Consider the following 24,754-nt stretch of genomic DNA (forward strand, 5'->3'; position numbering starts at 1 on the left):
GAGTATCAAAAAAGCTTCCGAACCTCACATCAAAAATCAATAACATAGATTGGCTTGGAAATCTAACTACTTCTAGTGAAAACAAGATATACAGAATGTCCTCAAGGGAAATCCTAATAAGAAACAGCAATATATATTTCAATATAGATGATAATACTACAAAAAGATATTATATATTTAATTGGAAGACTAAGCATAATGCACAAAGAGTTAAAATTACAGCATCAATAAATATTGATAAAAATGTTGATGAAGAGATGAATTATGATAATAATATAGATACAGCACCAATATATCAGTCTGCATCCACTCAACTAACAGATAAGTACCTTGACTATGATGTGTTTTCAAAGGAATTTGAATTGGATATAAACGACAGTAACATTTTAGAGGCGAAAATAGATGAACCAACTCCTAAGGGATACCTATTCAATAGCAATTGGATTAGCAGCACAACAGGAGATTTGTCATGGAATTTAGAAGATAAATATGGATTAGTCAAAGATAGCAAACTTAATGATATAAATAATCAGTACGGTGCAATAAACGATAGTAGTAATAACATAATTAGAATGCCTGTAGTGAGATGGATAACAAATAGACTAGGGTTCGGATATAGCAAAAGCACTGGTATATATAGCAATAAAGGCGATTTGAAATATACCGGAGATAATAAAGATAACGGCAAGGCTCCCCAAATAGATTTTTCAATTAGTACTTTCGGAAACATATCAAGAAATGCAGAAAATAAGTATTACACAGGATATTATTACCATTCCCATTCGGATAGCTGCTATACAGAAACTACAAATTCAGAAGGTAAAAAAACAAGAACAAGAACATGTGGAGAATCTGAAGGAGATCATTATTATGGTTATACAACAGAAACGGTAACACAGAGAGCTGATTTTTTACCAAAACCCGTAAAAGATAATGTGCGTATACAGGCACTGATATATAACGGTTCTAGTTTACCTTTACAAGACTATAGTGATGATATAGGAGTAACCAAAAGTAATGGAGGATGGGATAATACATTAATATGGGAGGGTGATAGATATCAGATTCCAGTTACAAGATATATGAGAGAACTAGATGTAATGGATCAGACTATTTCGTTAGTGGAGACTCCTGGTAATTATGGAAAAACAAGAACCTTCCAGCATCTTGATCAGGCGAAGTAAGCTTAAGCGAGGTTTATACACTTGAAGACAATTTTGCATCCGACCGCCAAAATGCAAGGAATAATCCGGGAAATTATAAGAAAAGAAAATTTGTAAAAGCTCCGTTTGCAACAGACGTGGATTTGCAAAAATATAACTATCCTATAAAATCGGGATACTTTTACATACCCTATTCTGTATATGAAGCAAAAGTAAGGACAGTAAAATACATAAATGGAGAGTACACAGGAAAGACAAGCGAACATAGCAGAATTGTGGAAAATGTAAAAAATGCATTTGACGTACAGTTAGGAATACCGACAGTAGACTCATCAAGAAAAACAGTAACAAAGTTGCCTATATCCAAAACCGAAGACTATAAACTTATATCAAACGACGAATTAAAATATGACATCGGGCCAGGGAATATTAACAACTACAAGTATGCATCTGAAAGTACATTATTGAAAAATACGGACAAACTATTCAGAACAATCCTTGAGGGCTGGAGCTATTCAGGAACAGAAGACTCATGGGGAGGGATTGATGATATAGATGCATTTAAATACAGAGAATATGTCAAAGAAGCGAATATACATAAGGTTGTTGAAGAAACTACTATTACATTTATAGTGAACCCAAATCAAATACGCTATTACATAAATGTACAGGCTAAAAACAAAGACTATAAAATAAATGTGTCACTTGGAGAGTTTACAAATGGAAGACCCAATCCATTAACAGCAAAAGGACCTTCCTCATGGGACTCAATAACATTTACGGTAAAAGGTTCGGTGTATGATGACTTAAACAGCTAGAAAAGAAATAAAAGCAGATTCAGCTTGAAGTATTATTTATAATTTAAGAATTAAAACACAGCTTTCAGAATATCAGAATGGATAAGACTAGAGTACAACGGAACTAAAAACTCTATCTGCAAGAAGTATTTTGGTTAATCCGTTCAAGTATGGTTGCTATCTAAATGACTTGTTAGATTCCTACTGATTTTGTTGAAATATTACACTTATATAAAAATGACGAGGATGAGGATTCTTAAGTAAGATGAACGGAAAATTATATCTAGCGAACATAAACTGCATATAAGGTATAAGCGATGCAATTTTTAATTAAAAATTTCTAAAAAATATGTTGACATATAATATCTTCGATGGTATACTAGTTCAAGTCGGAGGGCAAATTACTTGTTTGAAGACACTGATTATTTGATATTCAGCATATGTGCTGGTGTAGCTCAGCAGGTAGAGCAGCTGACTTGTAATCAGCAGGTCGGGGGTTCGATTCCGTCCGCCAGCTCCATATGGAAGGGTTCCCGAGTGGCCAAAGGGGGCAGACTGTAAATCTGTTGCGTCTCGCTTCGATGGTTCGAATCCATCTCCTTCCACCAAAATAAAGCCTTGTACATTCGCGATTACGCTGTGTACAGGGCTTTTAATTTGTCTTTTAATTGTAATGTAATGAGTATATTATATTTATATTGATTATAAGTAATAAAGTCTAGCTTAGTTGAAGTATATTTATATTAATATCTAAAACTCCAACCTGGAAACCATTGAAGGATACTTGCATACCATCTAGGGACTATCATTCCAGAAAGAATTGGATAGAACATTACAAAGAGCAGTGCGACCGAAAGGAGATATAGATATACAACTCTTCTTGCACTTTTACCACCATACTCAGAGAATATTTTTATTAGATAAACCATAACAATTATTATAAAAGGTACAACAGAAAAATAGTGATATATAAAAGTCATTCTGCGTACAACCATCCAAGGAATATATTGAAACAGTGCTCCAAATAATGGAACCACCATAAATTTGTCCTTTCTCTTAATTGCCAATATAATTCCAGTAACTAGTGCAGGAATGCTAAACCACCATATGAGAGGATTCCCCATACATACGATGCTTGAGGTGAGATTTTCTGCTGCTAATGCTTTTGAGCCAAAGAACCAAAGTGGTTTTGCCATGATAGGCCAAGCCCACCATGGGGATGAATAGGAATGCTTTATATCAAGCTCATTGTGAAATGTATACATATGAACTTGATTATTAAAGAATTCCTTTATTCCGTTGTCGGGAACTAACATTATTGATGTATATGAGGCAAAGTAAATGATGCTCGGAATAACCAGAAAAAACAAAACACAAGCCATAGCGGTTCTAATAAAATATTTGCTCCAGAACTTACTAAATAGATCAGAAGAGAGCCCTGATTTTCTGTAAGCAACATAGCAGGCGGCATCATCAATTTTTGCAATAATAAATATTAGAAATATACCTACTGCAGCATACATTGCAATCCATTTAGTGGCAATTCCTATACCAAAGAAAAGACCACATAAAAATAGTGGTAAAAGTGATTTTTTATACCCCACTTTATAAGATCTCTTAACAAAATAGTCATATATATAATAGTACATCAAAATTACAAAGAAAGTTACGTAGACATCTATGGTTGAAATTCTTGTTTGTGCAAAATGCATAAAGTCAAACATCATTAAAAATGCGGTACAAAATGCATAAAATCTCTTTTTGAATATTTTCATACCAAAAAAATACATTAGCGGAATCATTGCTATTCCGAATAGAGTTCCAATAATTCTCCAGCCAAATGGATTAACTCCAAAAATTAACATACCAACCATAACAAAGTACTTTCCTAAAGGGGGATGTGTACGTTCAAATGGATTTATTCTATTTATAAAATCAAGTGCAGTTCTTGGATAGAATACCTCGTCAAAATATGTGCTTGTGCTATACAGGGTGTAGAAGTCTACTTTATCCTGCTCATCAAATAAATTTGATATATTGTAAGTTGTTCCATCAGGACTTTCAAATGGAATAACATTTGGATTATCATTAGAAGGTGATATGCTTTTTATAGCAAGAGGAGTAGTAGAATCTTTTTCAAATATAGCTATTTCATTAATTGTAGCACCTGGACTGTTTGGTATGATTTTTATTTTACTGGTTTCAAATTCTTTTGTAGATACTTTCCAAGAATAAAATCCAGTCTTGTCAAGGGTTTCGGATTCAATATATTTATTATAATCATTTAAGTAATTAATTTGAAATTTTGTTCCGTCATATTTTTCTATATTATAACCTTGATAAAGCATTATTTTTGATACTTTTACTTTTCGGCCTAAATCTATTATAATACCATCATTTTTAGCTGCGGGGGCCCAACCTGTTTCAGGAACACTAAAACTACCCAGATTGAAAATAGCGGGTATAGCATAAATCAAAGTCATCACAAGCATTATAATGAAATCTGTTTTTGTAAGCTTAAATAATGGCTTGCTTTCTCTTTGAACATCAAGTAAACCATATTCTGTGATTACAATGTTGCCTATTTGTATGTTTCTTATTCGTAAAAAGCCCCAAATTCCAATTATTATAAGTGATAAAGTCAGTACTATTAACATCATTGTTGCAAATCCAGGCATTTTTATATTTGAAATATAGTTCCAGATATTGTTAAAAGCATTTACAAAATTGTCCTTCAAAATTACTCCTCCTATATAAATGCAATTAAAAGTTTACATTTATTATATTATAGTGTGAATTGCAATACAAATATTTATAAGAATAAAGCATTTAATGAAATTGATTCAATAATTATACAAGTTGATTTTTTAAGGGATTGGGATAGTTGCAATAATTTTTATATTGACTGATTTAAGTATATTTGTCGGATAAGTTGAGGCTACCATAAATATTGAAAGGATTGATTTCTTATTCTTGTAAGTGCAGCACTCGTAACATCTATTATAAGAAATATTAAAAGGATTGAGTTTTATTTATTGAGTTTTATTTTTTGTATTTAGGTATTATATACCGAGGTAGCATTTTTAAATTGTAAAATCAATAAGGTGTGTTATAATTATGAACAATGGAATGGGACGTGGAGGTTTATATGCTGACGTGGGAACAACTAATATTGGCATGTGAAGGCTGCCAATTATGTGAACTTGGAAAGCTGAGAAATAATATAGTTATTGGAAGAGGAAATATAAAAGCGCCTGTAATGTTTATCGGTGAAGGACCAGGGGAGCAGGAGGATTTAAAAGGTGAGCCATTCGTGGGGGCTGCCGGACAACTTCTGGATGTTCTATTAGAGGCTTTAGCTTTTAAGCCTGAGGATTACTATATTGCTAATGTAGTTAAATGCAGACCGCCAAATAACAGAGTTCCAACTGATTCTGAGGCTGAAAATTGTTTGCCATATTTGAGAAACCAAGTAGCTTTGATAAGACCTAAAATAATAGTATGTCTTGGAAGCACTGCGGCAAGATATGTCATTTCAAAAGAAATTAAAATCACTCAAATACGGGGACAATGGCACGAGCAAAAGGGCTGCTGGATTATGCCAACTTTTCATCCTGCAGCACTGTTAAGAGATTCAACAAAGAAAGTATTGCTTTTTAAAGATATAAAAAATGTAAAGTTAAAAATGGCAGAAATTCTGTAACTCATACTTGATTAAATACAGTATTGTTGGGAGAAGGTAAAATTGAAAGAAATAAGACAAAAACTTGATGAATTATATTGCAGATATAAAGAGGAATTTAATCAGGAGGAGATAGTACTTGGTGATGGTTGCTTAACCAGTCCCATAGTTATTGTAGGTGAAGCACCCGGCAAGGATGAGGTTATGTTGGGAAGACCATTTGTAGGGGCTGCTGGTAAAAATTTAAATGAGTTTATAAATGTATTGGGTATTGATCGTGATGCTTTGTTTATTACAAATGCAATAAAATATAGATTGGGAAAATTAAATCCCAAAACGCAAAGAATAATCAATAGGCCTGCAACAAATCAAGACATTAGGAATAACCAAAAGTGGCTTCATGATGAAATAAACATACTCAAACCGCAGATAATTGTTACACTGGGAAACGTACCACTTAAGTCAATTATGGATGATTTTAAAGTATCAATAGGTGATATGCATGGTATTTTTAACTCTTGTAATGTATCAGGGAATGAATTTAAATTGTTTCCTCTGTATCATCCAGCAAGTATTATTTATAACAGAGCATTAAAGGAAGTATATTATAACGATGTACTGAAATTAAAGAATATGATTACCGAGTTCTTTACATAGTTCTGTGCCTGAATGTTGTTTTGGAGGTTATTATGAGAAAATTTGAGAAAATTAAAAAGTATTATATGCAAAATAATAAGCCTAATCAGCCGGATTATTACTTACTTGGGTGGGAAAGTGAAGCTGCACAGCAACAAAGATTTGTAGCTTTGGTTAACGATTTGAACTTGGATAGAAAAAAAATCCTTGACATTGGTTGTGGAACAGGTAATTTATTGCAGTTTCTAGAACAAAGATTTTCTGGTTTTGAGTATACAGGAGTTGATATTCTTGAACATATGATAGCCATTGCCAAAAGCAAAAATTTAAAAGGAACATTTCTTTGTATAGATATTTTTAAAGAAAATCCTTTTACTTATAATGAATTTGATAATGTTTTTGCTTCTGGGATTTTTAATATTAATCTAGGGAATAATAAACAATTTATCATTGATGCACTTGGGCTGTTTAATAGTATTTGTAAAGAGACCATATCTTTTAATCTCTTGTATGACAAGTCTCCAAATAGAGAGGATAAATATTTTTATACTTCACCAGATGAAATATGTAAATTGATAGAAGATAATTATTCAAATCATTTTAAAATTAAAGTTATAGAGGGATATCTCAGTAATGATTTTACTGTGGTTTGTAATAAGGTTAATAAATAGCTTTGGATTGCTGATTAACCAATTTAAGCAGTAAAAATACTATTTTTTCTTATAAAACTAACTTCCACATATAAATCTGTAAGAGTAAATCCTATGCGCAGAGTAGATGTGAGTGTAATGGAGGTGCAGACTAAATCCTGGATATAGACTTTAACTAGGAGATTGTCTATGTATTCATGCTTAGAGTTGTAAAATTATTTTTTGTTCCTACATAACAATGCTGCTTTAACTGTTCGTAGGCTTGAATATCTATCTAGTTTATTGGGTTAATAAATATCAGAAAAATCAATCTATTCATCCACACAAAATAAGATATTGCATGTATTGTGATGAGCAGATAGCATATGCTGTTAACTATCATATGAAGCATAGTATAAACATTAGTCAAACGATAAAAGTTAATTCCGCCGCTTATTATTTTAGGGTGGAATAACTTTTTCAAATAAGCCTCATTTTACCTACCAGGTGAAATGAAAAGTTAAATTCCATTCATGATAAAGAACCTGATAAATAAAGATGTTAAATTAGTTTAAATTAAAGTAATTTGGTGTGGATTTATATATAAATGTACGAAAAATATTGATTTTTAGGCGCAACAATTCATCAATGGAATGAAAATACCATTTTTGAAAAGTTAAATTCCACTGTTACTTTATATTAATTATTTGCCATAAATATAACTAAAATAGAGACCACTGTCAATGGTATACGCATAACTGAAAAATCGTTGACAGTGATTCTTATTTGAGAATTAGTAGCTAAGAAAGATAAAATAAAAGTAATTGTTTAACATTGTAAAACTAATTTCCACTCATAGAATTGTAAGAGTAAATTCCATATGTAGTGTAGATAGGGGTGGGGTGGGATTTAACTTTTCAATTGAGTATTTTACCTACCACTATATAATTAAAATTTTATGTATTGACATTGCATATTGGATTATGCTATTATAACTAGGCTGTTGCTGAACGAACAAAACAATACTTTATGTAGTAATTTATGACAGACAAAAATCTACAAAACTATTGACAAGTAAGTTACAGTGTGGTAATATATAAAAAGTCGCGCGGCCATAGCCGGTGATTATTCAAGTGAATAAATGCTGTAGTGATAGTGAAATTATTTTGAACGGCAAGTTTACATATATAAATGAGTCGTGAGAAATTTTGGGGTTATATTCAGTATTTATTAATTTGAAATTGGACTTTGAAAAGTAAACAGTGACAAGTCTTTTAATAAAAGACCATGTAAAGGAACTCGAAAAATTCCAAAGTCTATATAATGGACTTTAAATTGAGTAACTTGCGAACTTTACAACCTAGTTCTTAAAGAACAAGGAACAATAAGTCAGCAATTTTAATGAGCAATTAAATTTTCAAATTTAAATATTAATTTGAGAGTTTGATCCTGGCTCAGGACGAACGCTGGCGGCGTGCCTAACACATGCAAGTCGAGCGGAGTTAATTGAAAGCTTGCTTTTGATTAACTTAGCGGCGGACGGGTGAGTAACGCGTGGGCAACCTGCCTTTCACAGGGGGATAACACAGGGAAACTTGTGCTAATACCGCATAACACATCGAGGTAGCATTACCATGATGTCAAAGGAGCAATCCGGTGAAAGATGGGCCCGCGTCCAATTAGCTAGTTGGTGATGTAACGGACCACCAAGGCGACGATTGGTAGCCGAACTGAGAGGTTGATCGGCCACATTGGGACTGAGACACGGCCCAGACTCCTACGGGAGGCAGCAGTGGGGAATATTGCACAATGGGGGAAACCCTGATGCAGCAACGCCGCGTGAAGGATGAAGGTTTTCGGATTGTAAACTTCTTTAGTCAGGGACGAAAAAATGACGGTACCTGAAGAATAAGCCACGGCTAACTACGTGCCAGCAGCCGCGGTAATACGTAGGTGGCGAGCGTTGTCCGGAATTACTGGGTGTAAAGGGCGTGTAGGCGGGAATGTAAGTCAGATGTGAAATCCCAGGGCTTAACTCTGGAGCTGCATCTGAAACTATATTTCTTGAGTGCCGGAGAGGAAAGCGGAATTCCTAGTGTAGCGGTGAAATGCGTAGATATTAGGAGGAACACCAGTGGCGAAGGCGGCTTTCTGGACGGTAACTGACGCTGAGGCGCGAAAGCGTGGGGAGCAAACAGGATTAGATACCCTGGTAGTCCACGCTGTAAACGATGGATACTAGGTGTAGGAGGTATCGACCCCTTCTGTGCCGGAGTTAACACAATAAGTATCCCACCTGGGGAGTACGGCCGCAAGGTTGAAACTCAAAGGAATTGACGGGGGCCCGCACAAGCAGTGGAGTATGTGGTTTAATTCGAAGCAACGCGAAGAACCTTACCAAGGCTTGACATACAGTGGAATACGGCAGAGATGTCGTAGCCCTTCGGGGCTGCTGTACAGGTGGTGCATGGTTGTCGTCAGCTCGTGTCGTGAGATGTTGGGTTAAGTCCCGCAACGAGCGCAACCCCTGTTGTTAGTTGATAACATTCAGATGATCACTCTAACGAGACTGCCGGTGATAAATCGGAGGAAGGTGGGGACGACGTCAAATCATCATGCCCCTTATGTCTTGGGCTACACACGTACTACAATGGCTATTACAATGAGAAGCAAAGCTGTAAAGTGGAGCAAATCTATAAAAATAGTCTCAGTTCAGATTGTGGGCTGCAACCCGCCCACATGAAGTCGGAATTGCTAGTAATGGCAGGTCAGCATACTGCCGTGAATACGTTCCCGGGCCTTGTACACACCGCCCGTCACACCATGAGAGTCTGCAACACCCGAAGTCGATAGTCTAACCGCAAGGAGGACGTCGCCGAAGGTGGGGCCGATGATTGGGGTGAAGTCGTAACAAGGTAGCCGTATCGGAAGGTGCGGCTGGATCACCTCCTTTCTAAGGAGACACAGATGATGCAGCGTAAGTTGTGATTATCTAGAATCTTTAGGTCGAAGATAGTGTCAGAATTAGCTTGAGCAGAGCTCGCGAAGTCTGGTAAAACATTATCTTAGAGTACCTTACATGAGGATTTACGAAGTAAATCCTTTAGTCACTGTTTAGTTTTCAAAGCCCAAGATATTTTAATACATAGAAATCAAGTCAAAGAACAAATGTTCGAAATTGGTTTTTAGTTAAAAGTCTTAAGGTTTTGAAATATGGATATTGCAGTTAGAGACGAACGATTGCTCTAAAAGGCAAAAGTTATATCTAACATTTACCGTGGGGGTATAGCTCAGCTGGGAGAGCACCTGCCTTGCAAGCAGGGGGTCATGAGTTCGATTCTCATTATCTCCACCATATCGGAATAAAAGATTCCGGTAAAAAACCAGTTGACATATTAATGAAAGCTGGTATAATAAAAGTCCGTGTTGAGAATTGAAAGATTTAATACATGGATTAACTATGGAAAGCATAGTAAACGAACCGAGGTTCGTGTTGTACATTGAGAACTAAATAATGTATCGATAAATGCGTTTTTTATAGAATTTAAAATTCTTTATTGGAAATGAAGTTCTATAGAAACAAGTTTTAATGAAGATGAGAAAACGTAGATATAATTTACATTGTGAATAATATTTACGCGACAAATAATAAGGGTAATATGTACAATTTTTGCAAAAGAAAGGTACACGTGACTCTTAGGAAAGAACTCATTGATAGGTTAAGACAATCACAATCAATTGTGAGAAGCAATTGATATACTTGAGAATCCAAATTATCGAAGATAATTCGAAAAGAGGTCAAGCTACTAAGAGCGTAGGGTGAATGCCTAGGCACCAGAAGGCGATGAAGGACGTGACAAGCTGCGAAAAGCTACGGAGAGGCGCAAATAGCCATTGACCCGTAGATATCCGAATGGGGGAACCCGGCCAAACTAAACATTTGGTCATCGTTACATGAATAAATAGTGTAACGAGGGCAGACGTTGGGAACTGAAACATCTAAGTACCAACAGGAAAAGAAATCAAAAGAGATTCCGTAAGTAGTGGCGAGCGAAAGCGGATTAGCCCAAACCAAGAAATAGCAATATTTCTTGGGGTTGAGGACTAGCATAATGATTCTCAGAGCATAGCAGAATGAGCAGCTGGAAAGCTGAGACCATAGAGGGTAAAAGTCCCGTATGCGAAATGTGAAGAGACAGGCTAGTATCCAGAGTACCACGAGGCACGTGAAACCTCGTGGGAAGCAGGGTGGACCACCATCCAAGGCTAAATACTAACTGGTGACCGATAGTGGAGCAGTACCGTGAGGGAAAGGTGAAAAGAACCCCGGGAGGGGAGTGAAAGAGAACCTGAAACCCTATGTTTACAAGCAGTTGAAGAGCGTTAAAGCTCGACAGCGTACTTTTTGTAGAACGGTCCGGCGAGTTATTGTATGTAGCGAGGTTAAGTACGTAAAGTACGGAGCCGAAGGGAAACCGAGTCTTAATAGGGCGACAAAGTTACATGCTATAGACCCGAAACCGGGTGACCTACCCATGGACAGGTTGAAGCGGGAGTAAAATCTCGTGGAGGACCGAACCACATGACCGTTGAAAAGGTCTGGGATGAGCTGTGGGTGGCGGAGAAATTCCAATCGAACTCGGAGATAGCTGGTTCTCCCCGAAATAGCTTTAGGGCTAGCCTCAAGTTAGAGTCATACGGAGGTAGAGCACTGAATGGGCTAGGGGCCTTACCAGGTTACCGAACCCTATCAAACTCCGAATGCCGTAATGATGTTACTTGGGAGTCAGACTACGAGAGATAAGTCCCGTGGTCAAAAGGGAAACAGCCCAGACCATCAGCTAAGGTCCCCAAATTACAGTTAAGTGGAAAAGGATGTGGGTTTGCTAAGACAACTAGGATGTTGGCTTAGAAGCAGCCACTCATTCAAAGAGTGCGTAATAGCTCACTAGTCGAGTGAGCCTGCGCCGAAAATGTCCGGGGCTAAACTGTATACCGAAGCTATGGATCAGCGTGTGTTCCATGGTATACCCAGAAGAAATGGATTAAAAACATTTCACGAAAACCGACCATTAAGAATAATTCAGAGGTTTTCGTAAAATGGTTTTAAGGCTAAAGTGTATACCGGGTATAGCATGGAGCACACGAGGGTGGTAGGGGAGCTTACTGTTGTAGGTTGAAGCACGACCGGAAGGACGTGTGGACGAAGCAGTAGTGAGAATGCCGGAATAAGTAGCGAGAGTAAAGTGAGAATCTTTACCGTCGAAAGCCTAAGGTTTCCTGGGGAAGGTTCGTCCGCCCAGGGTAAGTCTGGACCTAAGCTGAGGCCGAAAGGCGTAAGTGATGGACAACAGGTTGAAATTCCTGTACTACCGTTATTCGTTATGAGAGAGGTGGGGACGCAGGAGGATAAGTCAAGCATACAGCTGGAAAAGTATGCGCAAGCGAGGTAGATAGTCTAGTAGGCAAATCCGCTAGATGTTTCGAAGGCGTGATGCGGAGGGAAAATAAGTACCGAAGTGACCGATTCCACACTGACGAGAAAATCCACTATCCAGAATAAAGGTACCAGTACCGCAAACCGACACAGGTAGGTGAGGAGAGAATCCTAAGACGAGCGGGAGAAGCGTTGTTAAGGAACTCGGCAAATTGACCCCGTAAGTTAGCGATAAGGGGTGCCACTAGAGATAGTGGTCGCAGAGAATAGGCCCAAGCAACTGTTTATCAAAAACACAGGTCTCTGCTAAATCGAAAGATGAAGTATAGGGGCTGACGCCTGCCCGGTGCTGGAAGGTTACGGGAATTGCTTAGCGCAAGCGAAGGCATGAACTTAAGCCCCAGTAAACGGCGGCCGTAACTATAACGGTCCTAAGGTAGCGAAATTCCTTGTCAGGTAAGTTCTGACCCGCACGAATGGCGTAATGACTTGGGCACTGTCTCAACAACGTACCCGGCGAAATTGTAGTACTTGTGAAGATGCAAGTTACCCGCGGCTAGACGGAAAGACCCCATGGAGCTTCACTGTAGCTTGATATTGGGTTTCGGTATTTTTTGTACAGGATAGGTGGGAGACTGAGAAGTAGTGGCGCCAGCCATTATGGAGTCGACGTTGGGATACCACTCTAAAAGTACTGGAACTCTAACCAGGTACCATAAACTGGTACTGGGACACTGTCAGGTGGGCAGTTTGACTGGGGCGGTCGCCTCCTAAAGAGTAACGGAGGCGTTCAAAGGTTACCTCAGCGCGGTTGGAAATCGCGCATCGAGTGCAAAGGCATAAGGTAGCCTGACTGCGAGAGCTACAACTCGAGCAGATACGAAAGTAGGACTTAGTGATCCGGTGGTATGAAAGTGGAATTGCCATCGCTCAACGGATAAAAGCTACCCTGGGGATAACAGGCTTATCTCCCCCAAGAGTCCACATCGACGGGGAGGTTTGGCACCTCGATGTCGGCTCATCGCATCCTGGAGCTGTAGCAGGTTCCAAGGGTTTGGCTGTTCGCCAATTAAAGCGGTACGCGAGCTGGGTTCAGAACGTCGTGAGACAGTTCGGTCCCTATCTGCCGCGGGCGCAGGATATTTGAGAGGATCTGTCCTTAGTACGAGAGGACCGGGATGGACGAACCTCTAGTGCACCAGTTGTCATACCAATGGCACAGCTGGGTAGCCAAGTTCGGAAGGGATAAACGCTGAAGGCATCTAAGCGTGAAACCCACCTCAAGATGAGATATCCCACTAGCAATAGGTAAGACCCCATGTAGACTACATGGTTGATAGGTCAAGAGTGTAAGTACAGTAATGTATTTAGCTGATTGATACTAATAGGTCGAGGGTTTGACCCAAAGAAGAGGAACAAAAGTTTCCAACAGGTATTCAAGAGTAGGTCGTTTTAATCTAGAAATGAGGAAAGTACATCTTCAATCGATAACATTATTTAGTTCTGAATGTACAAAATATGCTTGACAGAGTATATGAAATGTATTAACATACAAAAGCAGTAAAGGTACATTTAATGAATAGCAGTAAAAAATTAAGTCAAAAACTCTTCGAGGAGTAAAACTTTAAGAAGAGATAAAGTTTCTGGTGGATATGACGAGATGGACACACCCGTTCCCATACCGAACACGGAAGTTAAGCATCTCAGTGCTGATAATACTTGGCTGGCGACGGCCTGGGAAAGTAAGTCTCTGCCAGAATTATATCAGAGTTTCGAGCGCATAGCTTGGAACTCTGTTTTTATTTATAATTACTTTGCAGTCTAAATTTTAGTTCAGATACACCCTAAACTTTTATTGAAATTATTCATGAAAATTTGCATTTATGCGATTCATATAGTTTTTTAATTACGTATAGTATGCATGAAATAATGCACCCCAAAAGAGCAATTTATAAAAAGTCATTTTTCAATGGTATTGCAGTGATTGCTTATTTTCAGTGGAATTTTATAGTAATGATTAATATTCTAAACTTTGTTGAAATTATACTATATGATTCAAGAAAATTTTTATTTATTTTACTTCTTAATTTCTTAGCTATTTACGATATGTTATGTAAACAATACGCGCTAAAATAGATACATTTCTCAGAAAGCTATATCAATATGGACTCTTATTCATTATGTTATAAAACGTGGGAATATAGGTAAATAAGTGCTTCATAGTGTAAAATTTCTTTATGTTATTGGCATATTTTCGTATAAGGTGTATAATTTTTATATAGATAACTTAGCAAAATTATAGTTAACAATATTAGATTACTTTATTATTTAACACTTGACTACATAGGGAGGACATAATGAAAAAGGTTGACTTAGTGTTAAGGCATTATAATAAAATAAGGCCTATAAATTGTAAAGTAGTAAGCGGTGATGAAGATAATTTATTCACAATAGAAATTGTTGATAATGAGAGTAAGGGGTTAGAAGTAATTAAAGGGGATCCTGTATTAATAGGAACATTGAATAAAGATGATTCTTTGAACCTTGCTGGAGGAAGTGTAATTGGTGCTAATAAGCAAAACCACAAATATATTCTATGTAAAAATGAAGTTTTGAATATATCGAAAGAACAGGAAAAAAGACAATATGAGCGATTTCCTACATCATTATTGGGAGAAATAAAGTATGAAAATTCAAGCGATAGAGCAAGTTTATACATAAAGGATTTTAGTTATTTAGGTATGGGTGTTTATTCATCAGGAGATTTTAATATAGATGATAAAGTTGACATAAGCATATTTTTAAGTAATAATGTAGTAACATTTGATGGAAGTATTGTACGAAAAAAAATAAATTTTGGAAGGAATGAGTACGGAATTCAAATTATACATAGAGACAAGAATTCTATGCTTTCTACACAGGCTCAGCTAAATAATTTAGTTCAGAATGAAAGAAATTTAATCCATAGACAGCTAATAAATGCAAAATCTACAATATAACTATAATAGAAGGTGATATCGTAATCAAAAATACTATAAAAAATCTATAATGGCTTTTTAAAATTCCTTGAACCAATAAAATCAAAATTATTCACAGTATCAATCGCAGCAATTAATAACAAAACTTATTCATACTAATATACGTAGCAAATATTGGAGGAAATATGCAGAATTTAAATTTAGTATTAAAGCATTATAGTAAACTTAAACCAATTAAGTGTACAGTATTAAGTGGGGATATAAAAAAATTATTTACTGTAAAATTATGTGAAAATGAGAGCAATGAGGCAGATTTTTTAAAAGGAGATCCTGTATTAATAGGGTTGTTATCACATCAGGAAAATATTGAGATTAATGGCGGTAGTGTAGTTGCTTCTATGCCAAGAGAAAATTGTTACATTATATGCTCTAATGAAGTAGAACCAATTATAGAAGAAAGAAGAAAATTTAATAGGTTTCCAACTTCATTGCTTGCAGATATAAAGCAAGTGGGTTCTAGTAAGAGAGAAGCTGCATGTATAAAGGATATAAGTTATTCGGGTATGTGCATTTATTCTCCTGGAGATTTTGAAATAGACAGCGTAATAGACATAAATTTATATTTTAGTACGAACGTTATGACCTTTGAAGCCGGAATATTGAGAAAATCAAAATACTTTGGCAGAAATGAGTATGGGTTACAAATAATACATAGAGATAAGAATGCTATGTATTCTGCACAAAGTTTGGTTGCTTCAATAATACAAAATGAAAAAGATATAATGTTAAGACATTTATCTAGTCTAGCTTTTAAAGTTTAATTATATAAGCTTGTCTTGAATTGCCTAATTTTAGATTACAATATTGGACATACAGTAAAAGAATATAAACTAAGTTTTGTTTTATATTATCTTTTAACAATTTACATGCATCAACAGTTTCTAAAAATTATAATACATACAAGTATTAGAGATAATACTTGAAGGATGGGATGCAAAATGAACTTAGTACTGAAGCATTATGCTAAATTAAAACCTTTGAGTTGTACAGTAGTAAGCGGAGATATTAACAAATTAATAACTATAAAATTCGATAATATCAAGAGAAAAGATATTAGTTTTGTTAAGGGTGACCCTGTTATATTAGCAACGCTCGGATGTGATGGTGAACTGTTGCTTTATGGAGGAAGAGTTATTGCTTTTACCCTAAATAATGATAACTATCTTATTTTTTCAAAAAGGATTAATGTAGATTATGAAGATCAAAAAAGGCGAGAATTTTATAGGTATCCTGCATCCTTACTTGCAGATGTAAGACTAATGGGAACTAGTAATTGGGATGATGCGTGTATAATAGACATTAGCTACTCAGGCATGCGTATTTATTCAAAAGGCAATTATGAAATTGGTAGTAATTTAGAAGTTAATATATTTTTAACAAATAATATTTTAAAATTTGAAGCTGTAGTTGTAAGAAAAACTAAAAGCTTTAATAGATATGAATATGGAATTCAAATTATAAACAAAGACAGAAGTAATTTATATAATACGAAAAATAAAATTTATCAGTTATTAAAAGATGAGAATGCATTAATTTATAAACACTTATTAGGATATAATTACTAATATTAAGTTAAAGAGTATTTGAAAGGTCAAAGGTATGAATATTCAAATTTATGGAGCAAAAGGCTTTGAAACACAAAAAGCTGAAAGGTATTTTAAAGAGCGAAGAATAAGCTACCAATATATTGATTTGCATAAATATGGTCTTAGTAAGGGTGAATACGAAAGTATAAAAGCTTCTGTGGGAATTAGAGAATTGATAAATGTAGACGGTAAGGATTATGAAAGACTAAACATGAGGAATTTAGGAGTTGGAAAAGTAGCTGAGGAAGTTCTTTTAAAAAATCCCAAACTGTTCAATGCACCGATTGTAAGAAATGGGAAAAAGGCTACTGTTGGATATAAACCAGAAATCTGGGAGCAATGGGAATAGAAACTTTGAAATGTTGTATGCATTTCAAGTGTGGGGGTTAGTTTAATTGGGAAGTGATATTCAGAAAAACCAGAAGCTTTTTAACATTAAAGTTGAAGATACTGAGATAAACTATATTGTAACTAGAAGCAATAGAAAAACAATTGGAATTACTATAGATAAAAATGGATTAGTTAAAGTGACCAGTCCATATAGAGTTTCGGAAAGTTACATTAATGAACTCATGTATAAAAAGTCTTCATGGATTCAAAAAAAGCTTTTGGAGTTAAAGAGTAGAGCAGAAAAAGCTAAAAGCCCTAAAATGTTTTATAATGGCGAATCATTTTTATATTTAGGAAATGAATTTGAACTAAAAATTTGTAGAGATAGCAGTTGTAAAAAAGCAACTGTTAAGATAGAGGGTAAAAATATTGTAATTGATTTACCCATTAATTTTAATACTGATAATATAAAAAAAATATTGAGACAATGGTATATAGAACAATTCAAACACATAGCTGCAGAAAGAATTAATCATTATTCAGCACAGATAGGTGTGTTCCCCAAGAAAGTGACAATTAGAGAGCAGAAGACTAGATGGGGTAGTTGCAGTAGTAAAGGTAATATAAATTTGAATTGGAAACTCATAATGGCATCTTTAGAAGTGCTTGATTATGTGATCGTTCATGAATTATGCCATATGATTGCCATGAATCATTCTGAGGAGTTTTGGAAGATTGTTGGTACTTTTTCTCCACAGTATAAGAATTATAGAGATTGGTTAAGACATAATGGAGAAAGTTTAAACTTTGATTGAATTATTTACGATATTACAATATAAAATCTATTTAGAGCACAATATATTGTTAAAAAATATTATAAAAAGTGGAGGGCACATGATTTACAAAAAGTATGGAAAGACTGGAAAAGATATATCTGTAATTGGTTTTGGTGGAATGAGATTTCCTAAAGTAAATGGAGAATACGACTACGATAAGTGTGCTGAGTTTGTTGTTAAGGCAAATGAACTTGGAGTTAATTATTTTGATACGGCTCCAGGATATTGTGACGATCATAGTGAAAAGATTATGGCTCATGCTTTTAAAATGATGAAGAACCCATTTTATGTTTCAACAAAATGTAGTGAAAGAGATGGAACAAAGCTACGCAAGACGTTGGAAACTTCACTAAAAAGAATGAACTTAGAAAAGATAAATTTCTTTCACATATGGTGTATTTTAGATATTGATGATTATAGAAGCCGAATGGTTAAGGGCGGAGCGTATGAGACTGCGCTTAAGGCAAAGGAAGAAGGTCTCATTGAACATATAACCTTTTCAACCCACTGTAGTGGTGATGAAATTGAAACAATTGTAAATGAGGGATGTTTTGAGGGAATGACTGTTGGTTATAATATTATTAACTTTCCTTTTAGGCAAAAGGGTTTAAAAGCAGCCTATGAAAAAGGTTTAGGTATTGCTACAATGAACCCGCTTGGAGGGGGCCTAATACCTCAAAAGGCAGATTATTTTGATTTTATCAGAGGAGCAGATGACAAGACAGTAGTTGATGCGGCAATTAAGTTTAATGCTTCACATGACGAAATAACAACTGTTTTATGTGGTATGGGAAGTATGGAAGAAGTAATTCAAAATTGTAAAATTGGAAACAGCCTAGTGAAGTTGGATGAAAACAAGTTAAAAGAAATTGAAAAAAGATTGTTTAGTTCTATGGATAAACTCTGCACAGGCTGTAGATATTGTGAGCACTGCCCAAAAGGAATACCAGTATCAAAGTTCATGCTTTCATACAACAATCATATTCTAGGTGACACAAAAGGGATTTATGATTATTTAAGATACCATTGGGGTATTAACTACAAACAGGCAAATGAGTGTATAAGCTGCGGGCTATGTGAAAGAAAATGTACTCAGCATTTGCCAATAATTAGTAGACTTAAAGAGACATATGAATGGGGAACAGAATATTAGAAAAGTACTTATATAAGAACTTATAGCTTAGAAATTTTAGCTTAATTATTCATTAGTTTCTTACCTAAATATAATCTTTTGGCAGTGTCAGGACAAAATGCTAATACAGGTGATGATAAGATTGAAATATAAAGAACTGCTCATTTGATTAAACGGTAAGGATTAAATTAGATATTGGAAAATAGAATTGTAGATATAAATAGAGCTGCCTTGTTCTCATAGACGGCTTTATTTAAAAAGTGATGTTTAAAGACTTGTGGTTTTCTTGATTTGAGAATACACCATGTATGAAAAAAGCTTTATTTTCGAGTTTTAATCATTGACTAATGTAAATTATTTTGTTAGACTTAATAGAAAGTAAAGGGGAGTAGCTTGAAAGCGATAAAGTCAACAATCGGCAAGAAATGCCTGGCTTTATTCTCCATAGTGGAAAGCAAGACCTTGAATGATGTAGACATACACATTCAAGGTTTTTTTGTTTGAAATATGACTTTTGTGGGAAAGCTTAATTTTGCGATGTTGTATTATTAAAGGAGGCTTGCTATGATGACTGCAAGGAAAGCAGTAAAGTTTGTTTTGATGTGGATGAGTTTAGCTGTATTATTTAATCTTGGAGTATGGTATTTTGAGGGGTCAGCAAAAGCGTTAGAATTTCTTGGTGGATATATTATTGAACTAAGTTTGAGTGTAGATAATCTATTTGTATTTTTAATGATATTCACCAGCTTTGGAATTAAAAAGGAATATCAGCGAAGAACTTTAAACTATGGTATTATCGGTGCTATTGTATTAAGAGCAATATTTATTCTATTAGGAATAAAAGTAGTTAATAGTATACATTGGATATTATACATTTTTGGATTAATTTTGATTGTAAGCGGCTTCAAAATGATATTTGGGCATGAAGATAATAAGGATTACACTGATAGTAAGGTTTTAAAAATTTTAAAGAAAATTATCCCTGTTTCAGACACATTGCACGAAGAAAAGTTTTTTATTAGACATGGTGGAAAATTATTAGCTACACCATTATTTGCTGTACTAATAATTATTGAGTCATCAGACGTTCTTTTTGCTATTGACTCAATACCTGCTGTATTCTCAATATCTACAGACCCATTTATTGTATATACCTCAAATATTTTTGCCATTCTTGGGCTAAGAAGCTTGTATTTTGTGCTTAATGCATTACATGAGAAGTTTAAATATGTTAAGGTTGGTGTGGCATTGATATTGATGTTTACTGGAGTAAAGCTGGGAATATTATTCTTCCATATTGAGATTCCTATTGTAATATCTCTTGCAACAATTTTTGCTTTATTAGTGGGCAGTATTATTATTTCACTTATAGCTACTAGAAAAGAAAAGAAAGATGAAGAAGAAGTTAAATTGAAAAAAGTTGATCTTTAGTAAAAACATTTATGCTTCTACATTCACAATTTTTATAACAGGAAAAGTTTTGGATATATTTATATAGAAATAAACTCATAGGCAAACGATACCTATGAGTTTATTTTTATTAGACATTAGCAACATTGGTCTAACCAATTTGCAGGCTTGGAACAGATGATTTTTAGCAGCAATCGTCTTGCTTTCCACAGCAGAAGCACAAGAATAGGATAATAAGAATTATTATTACCCAAATTGTATCACCATCAAATAGGTTGCAGAAGCAATCACCAAGACATCCACCTTTTTTTGACATTATTTTGACACTCCCTCCCAAAATAAAATAAATTAAGCAAAATTCCAAGCAAAGTACACTATAATATACTTAGGATACTTGTAAGAAATAAGTAATTACTTGGCTAATAATATAGTATTCACATTAAAATTAAGTGTTACAAAATTTTAAAATTAAATTTGTTACTTCATTAGCAATATTCTGCAAGTGTAATATAATAAATTAGGAGTATACATTGAGGTATGAATAATGAAATCAAAAAAAAAGTCATCCCATCATAAAAAGAGATATGATACCAAGTATTATGAAAAGGTAGATATTGATGTTTACAAGAAAGAGAATTTGAGAAATCTTGACTTTGAAGAATTTATTGGAAATACTGTTACTATATTTGTTAACTGCGGAGGAGCGGCTGGCAGCGGTTTTACTGGAGTGATAATAGGGAAGGAGCCTACATACATAAGGTTGCTGATCTTACCAGCTACACCACCATCCTGCTCCCTTACTAATGACTGCCTTGCCAGAAACAATAATACAATTCTTTGCTCCTCCTGTCCACATAATAATAATGCATCAGTGGGAGTAGTTGCAGAAATATTAATTTCTAGCATAGTTGCTTTTGTACATAACAAGTAGTGTATTTTAATTTGATATTTGTGTTACAATTACATATAATAAATGGGTTGAATAGGTAAAGAGCTGGAGTATATTGGATTTATTTAATTATATTTTGGTGACTTTACTCTATTTCCTCATATTTGGCTGAAATGAAAATATTATTTTTTGCATAAACATGTTATTTAAAGTTCAAATATACTTATGAGGCGAGGGAATAATGAAACACAAGTTATTTATCCCTGACAATGTAGGGGTTATTATAGAAAAACTGAATTCATCTGGTTTTGAAGCTTTTATAGTTGGTGGCTGTGTTAGAGATAGTATCCTTGGAATAATTCCTTATGATTGGGATATTACAACAAATGCATTTCCTGAAGATATAAAAAAAATATTTGAGAAAACATTCGATACGGGTATCAAGCACGGCACTGTAAGCGTTTTTATAAATGATGAGTTTTGTGAAGTTACAACATATCGTATTGATGGTGAATATTCTGACAATAGAAGACCTGATAGTGTTCAATTTACTTCTAGTTTAAAAGATGATTTAGCTAGGCGTGATTTCACAATAAATGCTATTGCATATCATCCTAAAGAAGGGCTGATTGATTATTTTGAGGGACTTAAGGATCTGGACAATTGTCAGATAAGAGCGGTAGGAGATGCTAATTTGAGATTTAAGGAAGACGCATTAAGGATGCTCAGAGCCATACGCTTTAGTGCCCAGCTGGGTTTTAGTATCGACGCAGCTACTTTTGATGCAATTAAGAGAAATTCTTTATTGATAGAAAATATAAGTAATGAAAGGATAAGAGATGAACTAAATAAAATTTTAGTATCTCCTAATCCAATGCATTTTGATTTGTTGTATAAGACAGGCTTGTTAGAACATATAATTCCTGAGTTTATTGCATGCTATAGCACTAAGCAGAACAATCCTTATCATATGTATAGTGTTTCAGAACATATTTTACGTTCAGTAGATTATGTGAAAAACACTAATATTCTTAGATGGACAATGCTCTTGCATGATATTGGGAAACCGATACAAAAAACAACTGATGAAAAAGGGATAGACCATTTTTATGGGCATCAGCAGGTTGGAGCAGATTTAGCTAGAAATATATTGAATAGGCTTAGATTTGATAAAGAATCAATTAAAAAAATAACAAACCTTGTACTTCACCATGATTCAGATATATTTGACAATGAGAAATCTATCAAAAAGGTAATCAACAAGGTTGGAGAAGATTCTTTTCTTGAATTAATAGAAGTTCAAAAAGCTGATGCAATGAGTCAGAATAGCGTATATCTAGAGGAAAGATTAGTAAAGTTCAAAAATATTTTAAAAATATATAACAAAATTAAGGCTGAAAGTCATTGCTTGAGTAAAAAGGATTTGGCTGTTAATGGATATGACTTGATTTCCATTGGCATGAACCCTGGCAAGGAACTAAATAACATGCTAAACTATTTGCTGGAATGTGTATTAGAGAATCCTGAACTCAATGACAGGCAAATATTGATTGACTTAGCGAAGAATAATATTTCATAGGGAGTGGACAAGTTGATAGGTGTTGGGACAATTGTAAATACTGGAGCTGTAATTGCAGGCGGTATTGCAGGATATTTTCTGAAAAGCGGGATTCCAGAAAGATACAAACAAATAGTCATGCAAGGTATTGGACTTTCGGTGTTGTTTATTGGGATATCTGGAACCATTAAAGAAATGATAACTATAGTTAGTGGAAATAAATTGGATACTCAATTTACAATGCTAATGATTTTTAGCTTAGTAATTGGCGGATTAATAGGTGAATTTCTTAAAATTGAAAAAAGATTAGAAAATGTGGGAACGTGGATTCAAAGCAAAATACCCACAAAGGGAGGCTCATTTTCAGAAGGTTTTGTTTCTGCTAGTTTGATATATTGTGTAGGAGCTATGGCTATTGTGGGAGCGCTAGAAGATGGACTTTTAGGAAATACCTCTACATTATTTGCAAAATCTATACTTGATGGTGTTACAGCAATTATTTTTGGAGCCACACTAGGAATAGGTGTAGCATTTTCAGCAGTATCAGTTTTTATCTATCAAGGAAGTATAACTCTTTTAGCTGGTTTTGTAAAACCGTGGCTAAATGATATGGTAATTTCCCAAATGTCATTAATAGGAGGCATACTGATATTTTCTATTGGATTGAACTTACTAGAAATTAAGAAAATAAAAATAGGGAATTTACTTCCTGCCATATTTATTCCTGTATTATATTACATAATTAAAAGTTTATTAGGGTTTTAGCAGTTTTTACGTATATTACAGTATATTTAAATAACTTAAACTTCGTATATAAACTCTATTTGTGTGGCAGAATTATCAATGGTTTGCTGCCAAATTAAAATGCATGAAATAGTTAATGGTTCAATATCCATAAACTAATTCATGCATTTAAGAAAACTTGTTCAAATCCACAAAAAGCTTAAGAAGCTTTTTGATATGTGAGAACGATGAATGCGCCAAATGTCAACTTTGCATTTTTCAAACCTACTTCTTATTGTAAATTGAACTTAACTAATCTGTTACGCATCTGAGGACCTAGATATGAAGCTATAATTATTTTAATAAAATCTCCTGGTATAAATGGAATTACGCCTGCAAAAAGTGCTGCACCTATTGACATATTTGCTTGATATGACAGCCAGATAGTGCCAAGAGTATAGCAAACAGCAGTACCTAATATCATGCCTATAATGCATAAGTACCATTTGTCAAAAAATTTGTCTATAAAAAATCCAGCTATCAGTGCCATAAATATAAATCCAAAAAGGTATCCGCCTGTAGGACCTAAAAGCTTAGAAGGGCCGCCTGAGAAACCAGAGAATACAGGAATACCTGCTAAGCCGATTAGCATATAGATTATGTAGCTTATGGTACCTTTTTTCATGCCAAGTATATAAAGCACAAAATATATAGCAAGGTTTGTAAAGGAAATGGGTATTATGCCTATTGGAAATGACAATGGTCCTAATATGCAAATTACTGCAGACATAATTCCTATAAATACAATTTGATAAACATTAAATTTCTTTTCCATAATTAATCTCCGTTTCAATATATTTATTTGTTAACTCAACTTCTTCAAAAGAAGTAAAAAGGATTGGCTTTAT

Annotated in this window: 18 protein-coding genes, 3 tRNA genes and 3 rRNA genes; 21 read left to right on the forward strand and 3 right to left on the reverse strand. The window is 34.6% G+C overall.

Annotation, left to right across the window (positions count from 1 at the left end; translation table 11 throughout):
- Positions 1-95: 95 nt before the first annotated feature.
- From EHE19_RS05030 to EHE19_RS05045, 4 genes are all read left to right on the forward strand, one after another.
- On the forward strand, positions 96-1,184 hold the full coding sequence (locus tag EHE19_RS05030) for a hypothetical protein (protein WP_137698097.1): 1,089 nt from the start codon (positions 96-98) through the stop codon (positions 1,182-1,184).
- A gap of 122 nt (positions 1,185-1,306) precedes the next feature.
- Positions 1,307-1,981, forward strand: coding sequence for a hypothetical protein (locus tag EHE19_RS05035; RefSeq protein ID WP_137698096.1), 675 nt, complete (start codon positions 1,307-1,309; stop codon positions 1,979-1,981).
- 423 nt (positions 1,982-2,404) lie between these two features.
- Positions 2,405-2,480, forward strand: a tRNA-Thr gene (locus EHE19_RS05040).
- Between the two features lie 3 nt (positions 2,481-2,483).
- Positions 2,484-2,568, forward strand: a tRNA-Tyr gene (locus tag EHE19_RS05045).
- 135 nt (positions 2,569-2,703) lie between these two features.
- Here EHE19_RS05045 and EHE19_RS05050 read toward each other — a convergent pair.
- Positions 2,704-4,698: a phospholipid carrier-dependent glycosyltransferase gene (locus EHE19_RS05050; protein ID WP_244648329.1), complete on the reverse strand. Its 1,995-nt coding sequence runs from the start codon at positions 4,696-4,698 to the stop codon at positions 2,704-2,706.
- Positions 4,699-5,108: 410 nt separating this feature from the next.
- On the opposite strand from EHE19_RS05050, the gene EHE19_RS05055 reads away from it, so the two are divergent.
- From EHE19_RS05055 to EHE19_RS05120, 14 genes are all read left to right on the forward strand, one after another.
- A complete protein-coding gene (locus tag EHE19_RS05055) occupies positions 5,109-5,663 on the forward strand; it encodes a uracil-DNA glycosylase (RefSeq protein ID WP_137698095.1) in 555 nt (184 codons plus the stop codon).
- A 42-nt stretch (positions 5,664-5,705) separates the two neighbouring features.
- On the forward strand, positions 5,706-6,299 hold the full coding sequence (locus EHE19_RS05060) for a uracil-DNA glycosylase (RefSeq protein ID WP_137698094.1): 594 nt from the start codon (positions 5,706-5,708) through the stop codon (positions 6,297-6,299).
- Positions 6,300-6,331: 32 nt separating this feature from the next.
- Positions 6,332-6,949, forward strand: coding sequence for a class I SAM-dependent methyltransferase (locus EHE19_RS05065; RefSeq protein ID WP_137698093.1), 618 nt, complete (start codon positions 6,332-6,334; stop codon positions 6,947-6,949).
- A gap of 1,389 nt (positions 6,950-8,338) precedes the next feature.
- Positions 8,339-9,860: ribosomal RNA gene (locus EHE19_RS05070) — 16S ribosomal RNA — on the forward strand.
- Between the two features lie 326 nt (positions 9,861-10,186).
- Positions 10,187-10,262, forward strand: a tRNA-Ala gene (locus tag EHE19_RS05075).
- A 441-nt stretch (positions 10,263-10,703) separates the two neighbouring features.
- Positions 10,704-13,749: ribosomal RNA gene (locus EHE19_RS05080) — 23S ribosomal RNA — on the forward strand.
- A 237-nt stretch (positions 13,750-13,986) separates the two neighbouring features.
- Positions 13,987-14,103, forward strand: a 5S ribosomal RNA gene (rrf, locus tag EHE19_RS05085).
- The 16S, 23S and 5S rRNA genes sit together here with 1 tRNA gene alongside, the layout of an rRNA operon.
- Before the next feature lie 598 nt (positions 14,104-14,701).
- Positions 14,702-15,343 (forward strand): PilZ domain-containing protein, encoded by a 642-nt coding sequence (locus EHE19_RS05090; RefSeq protein WP_137698366.1) that lies wholly within the window; start codon positions 14,702-14,704, stop codon positions 15,341-15,343.
- Positions 15,344-15,507: 164 nt separating this feature from the next.
- Positions 15,508-16,143: a PilZ domain-containing protein gene (locus tag EHE19_RS05095; protein WP_137698367.1), complete on the forward strand. Its 636-nt coding sequence runs from the start codon at positions 15,508-15,510 to the stop codon at positions 16,141-16,143.
- Positions 16,144-16,320: 177 nt separating this feature from the next.
- A complete protein-coding gene (locus EHE19_RS05100) occupies positions 16,321-16,947 on the forward strand; it encodes a PilZ domain-containing protein (RefSeq protein ID WP_171003613.1) in 627 nt (208 codons plus the stop codon).
- A gap of 34 nt (positions 16,948-16,981) precedes the next feature.
- Positions 16,982-17,317 carry an arsenate reductase family protein gene (locus tag EHE19_RS05105; protein ID WP_137698369.1) on the forward strand — a complete coding sequence of 112 codons (336 nt, stop codon included), beginning with the start codon at positions 16,982-16,984 and terminating at the stop codon, positions 17,315-17,317.
- Positions 17,318-17,363: 46 nt separating this feature from the next.
- Positions 17,364-18,113, forward strand: coding sequence for a M48 family metallopeptidase (locus EHE19_RS05110; protein WP_137698370.1), 750 nt, complete (start codon positions 17,364-17,366; stop codon positions 18,111-18,113).
- A 79-nt stretch (positions 18,114-18,192) separates the two neighbouring features.
- A complete protein-coding gene (locus EHE19_RS05115) occupies positions 18,193-19,287 on the forward strand; it encodes an aldo/keto reductase (protein WP_137698371.1) in 1,095 nt (364 codons plus the stop codon).
- A 546-nt stretch (positions 19,288-19,833) separates the two neighbouring features.
- Entirely contained in the window at positions 19,834-20,697 is an 864-nt protein-coding gene (locus EHE19_RS05120) for a TerC/Alx family metal homeostasis membrane protein (protein WP_137698450.1), read from the forward strand.
- Between the two features lie 163 nt (positions 20,698-20,860).
- Here the strand turns inward: EHE19_RS05120 and EHE19_RS19935 are convergent, their stop codons facing one another.
- The gene (locus tag EHE19_RS19935; RefSeq protein WP_280513965.1) at positions 20,861-20,992 is read right to left on the reverse strand and encodes a hypothetical protein; all 132 of its coding nucleotides are present in this window, start codon (positions 20,990-20,992) and stop codon (positions 20,861-20,863) included.
- 228 nt (positions 20,993-21,220) lie between these two features.
- On the opposite strand from EHE19_RS19935, the gene EHE19_RS05125 reads away from it, so the two are divergent.
- The 3 genes from EHE19_RS05125 (at position 21,221) to EHE19_RS05135 (ending at position 23,888) form a co-directional block, all read left to right on the forward strand.
- Positions 21,221-21,607: a hypothetical protein gene (locus EHE19_RS05125; RefSeq protein ID WP_137698372.1), complete on the forward strand. Its 387-nt coding sequence runs from the start codon at positions 21,221-21,223 to the stop codon at positions 21,605-21,607.
- Between the two features lie 199 nt (positions 21,608-21,806).
- Entirely contained in the window at positions 21,807-23,144 is a 1,338-nt protein-coding gene (locus EHE19_RS05130; RefSeq protein ID WP_137698373.1) for a CCA tRNA nucleotidyltransferase, read from the forward strand.
- A gap of 12 nt (positions 23,145-23,156) precedes the next feature.
- Positions 23,157-23,888: a DUF554 domain-containing protein gene (locus EHE19_RS05135; RefSeq protein WP_137698374.1), complete on the forward strand. Its 732-nt coding sequence runs from the start codon at positions 23,157-23,159 to the stop codon at positions 23,886-23,888.
- 250 nt (positions 23,889-24,138) lie between these two features.
- On the opposite strand, the gene EHE19_RS05140 is transcribed toward EHE19_RS05135, so the two are convergent.
- Complete coding sequence (locus EHE19_RS05140) at positions 24,139-24,681, reverse strand: biotin transporter BioY (RefSeq protein ID WP_137698375.1); 543 nt, start codon at positions 24,679-24,681, stop codon at positions 24,139-24,141.
- Between the last annotated feature and the right edge of the window lie 73 nt (positions 24,682-24,754).

It is taken from the genome of Ruminiclostridium herbifermentans (assembly GCF_005473905.2).
Classification (GTDB): domain Bacteria; phylum Bacillota; class Clostridia; order Acetivibrionales; family DSM-1351; genus Ruminiclostridium; species Ruminiclostridium herbifermentans.

Coding starts and splice junctions, on each gene's coding strand:
- EHE19_RS05030 (WP_137698097.1), top strand. CDS start 96: ATGTCCTCAAGGGAAATCCTAATAAGAAACAGCAATATATATTTCAAT.
- EHE19_RS05055 (WP_137698095.1), top strand. CDS start 5,109: ATGCTGACGTGGGAACAACTAATATTGGCATGTGAAGGCTGCCAATTA.
- EHE19_RS05065 (WP_137698093.1), top strand. CDS start 6,332: ATGAGAAAATTTGAGAAAATTAAAAAGTATTATATGCAAAATAATAAG.
- EHE19_RS05090 (WP_137698366.1), top strand. CDS start 14,702: ATGAAAAAGGTTGACTTAGTGTTAAGGCATTATAATAAAATAAGGCCT.
- EHE19_RS05095 (WP_137698367.1), top strand. CDS start 15,508: ATGCAGAATTTAAATTTAGTATTAAAGCATTATAGTAAACTTAAACCA.
- EHE19_RS05100 (WP_171003613.1), top strand. CDS start 16,321: ATGAACTTAGTACTGAAGCATTATGCTAAATTAAAACCTTTGAGTTGT.
- EHE19_RS05105 (WP_137698369.1), top strand. CDS start 16,982: ATGAATATTCAAATTTATGGAGCAAAAGGCTTTGAAACACAAAAAGCT.
- EHE19_RS05115 (WP_137698371.1), top strand. CDS start 18,193: ATGATTTACAAAAAGTATGGAAAGACTGGAAAAGATATATCTGTAATT.
- EHE19_RS05120 (WP_137698450.1), top strand. CDS start 19,834: ATGACTGCAAGGAAAGCAGTAAAGTTTGTTTTGATGTGGATGAGTTTA.
- EHE19_RS19935 (WP_280513965.1), bottom strand. CDS start 20,992: ATGTCAAAAAAAGGTGGATGTCTTGGTGATTGCTTCTGCAACCTATTT.
- EHE19_RS05125 (WP_137698372.1), top strand. CDS start 21,221: ATGAAATCAAAAAAAAAGTCATCCCATCATAAAAAGAGATATGATACC.
- EHE19_RS05130 (WP_137698373.1), top strand. CDS start 21,807: ATGAAACACAAGTTATTTATCCCTGACAATGTAGGGGTTATTATAGAA.
- EHE19_RS05140 (WP_137698375.1), bottom strand. CDS start 24,681: ATGGAAAAGAAATTTAATGTTTATCAAATTGTATTTATAGGAATTATG.